Origin of the sequence: Photobacterium carnosum (assembly GCF_002849605.1) — a bacterium.
GTDB lineage: Bacteria > Pseudomonadota > Gammaproteobacteria > Enterobacterales > Vibrionaceae > Photobacterium > Photobacterium carnosum.
The window spans coordinates 1-2,325 of the sequence record NZ_NPIB01000057.1 but is presented as its reverse complement, the minus strand read 5'-3'; the positions used below and the strand labels follow the sequence as shown (position 1 = coordinate 2,325).

Here is a 2,325-nt window from a genome sequence, read left to right as displayed (position 1 = left end):
TCTGTTTTAGATTTAATTATCGGTTTCGAGTTGAAGATATATTCAATACGCTGATTAAATGTGGTGCAAAATCACCACCGATGCCAGAGAAATTATTAACTCTGGCTGAGTCTCGGTGGTAATCAGGTAGAGTATAACAATGAGATTAAGATCTAACTTATTATTAAAGTAATTTTTGTTATTTATTTATAAGATAATCATCAGCGTTTTTTTACTTCAATTAATAAATAATTATTCCATCTGTCTTTATCAATGAGAACAACATGGAATATATTTTTACACTATGTATAGTTGGGCTTGTCGCCTACTCAATGTTAAAAAATTCAATCCTCAAGCAACATTAATTACCGCAGGCTTATTGTTGCTGGCTTACGCATCCATATCAGGTATTGCGCCTGTACTTGCCGATGGGAAGACGCAGGGCGCACTATTTTTTGACCTCTGGCAGCGTTTTACCGAAATCACCAATACCCGTTTAGGCAGTGTCGGTTTAACACTTGTCTCTATTGCCGGTGTTTCGACCTATTTAAATCACATTGGTGCATCTCAGGCGTTAGTGAAAGCCACATCTCGCCCAGTTATGGCGGTAAAAAATCCTTATGTCCTGTTGATACTCGTTTTAATATTTGTATCACTAATGTACGTGTTTATTACTGGTGCAACATCGTTATCATTACTCTTAATGGGCACACTTTACCCAGTATTACGTAATGCGGGTATTAGTGCGAAAACAGCCGTTGCAACGATTGTAATCCCAACAGCATGGGAATATGGCCCAGGGCAGATTAATGCGGTTATTGGTGCCAATGCGATCAATGTTGAAATTATGGATTTTGTGGTAAATCATCAAACCATATTTCAAGCAATGTTACTTATTTTAATTCCTTTGGTTAACATTGTATGGCAACATCATTGTGACCGTATTGATGGCTATAACCCATCAGAAGATAGAGGTAAGTATTTAGAAACGCTAGAAAAGCAACATGACGATAATGATACTGTCCCTAAGTTTTACGCATTGCTTCCCATCTTGCCTTTTATCTTTTTATTTGGATTTTCAAGCATGGTAATGAAGTCTATTACGATGACAATTCCAATTGCGATGATGTCGACAATCAGTATCTGTATCATAATAGAAGCAATAAGATTTCGTTCAATTCAGCGTGCCTTTGATAATTTTGAAGCATGGCTAAAAGGTACCGGAATGATATTTGCGAGCGTATTAACATTAATGATCGCTGCTGAATATTTCTCTGCGGGTTTAACCAATATCGGCGCTATCAACACCTTAATCGATACCGCAAAATCATTTGATCTTGGTCCAAGTGGCATTGTAATTGTCTTTTCTGGCTTTATTTTATTAACCGCATTTATTACAGGTTCAGGCAATGCGCCTGTAATGGCTTTTATTCCTATCGTTCCTCAAATTGCAACTAACTTTGATGTTAATCCTCTACTTCCATTACTGCCTATTTTATTTGCAGCTGGCATCGGTAGAACAATGTCACCCGTTGCTGGGGTTATTATTACCGTTTCAGGCATGGCAGGTTTAACACCTATTGATGTCATCAAACGTACCAGTGTCCCAATGTTAAGCAGTATGGTTGTCGTCTTAATTATGGCGGTTATTCAATACTCTTAATTCACCATGACCGCCAATACTCACGCTACAACATTAGAGTATTGGCGGTTTGCTTCACAGACACTTATCGCGTCAAGCAGGTGTAATTTAAATTGGTTTCTTTAATTGGTTGATTATAAGTGGTTTCTTAATCATTCCAATGCGGGTTCGGAGGTAAGGTAAACTGGTTTTGCTGGGGTATACTCAAAGTTTAACAGCATTATACAAAGCACTAACAGAATGTCATTCTGTATATTGCATTTCAGTATGGAATTATGTAACCTTGATTGTGGTCTTAAAATCGTTTTTAGGGGCGATTTGACTGGTATTTGGGTTACATCAGGCTGATAAGTGATTTATGGAAGATAGATTGACAAAATAGCCAGATTTAAAATAAATCTATTTTTAGGTGTTTGGGCTGGGTTTAGATTTATTTTAAATCTAAATTTTTATCTGTCATTCCCTACAGTGAATACTCACAAGGGCGATAGGGAATCTACTATCAGCGCGTTGTAGAATTACTATTTCATTGATATTAGAGTTTTGTATTGCTGTTTGATGCAGATCTTTTGCGCTGTGAAGTGGTCAAGTAAAACTGTACACCTTTATAGGTGTTTAAATTAAGCGGCTGCTTCCATCACCACTGGCGGTAAATAGTTGTTATAACTATGGCCCCGCTTAGTGTTGTAATGCTGCAATATATA

Annotated in this window: 1 protein-coding gene and 1 pseudogene; both read left to right on the top strand. The window is 37.2% G+C overall.

The features are described 5' to 3' along the window. Positions 1-122 (top strand): annotated as a pseudogene (locus CIK00_RS21005) (IS1595 family transposase); the annotation flags it as partial. 161 nt (positions 123-283) lie between these two features. Further along, positions 284-1,642 (top strand): C4-dicarboxylate transporter DcuC, encoded by a 1,359-nt coding sequence (gene dcuC / locus CIK00_RS21000; RefSeq protein WP_233426591.1) that lies wholly within the window; start codon positions 284-286, stop codon positions 1,640-1,642. Positions 1,643-2,325 lie beyond the last annotated feature (683 nt).

What these genes read in the sequence shown, in the direction of transcription:
- dcuC (WP_233426591.1), top strand. Translation starts at nt 284, where the DNA reads ATGTATAGTTGGGCTTGTCGCCTACTCAATGTTAAAAAATTCAATCCT.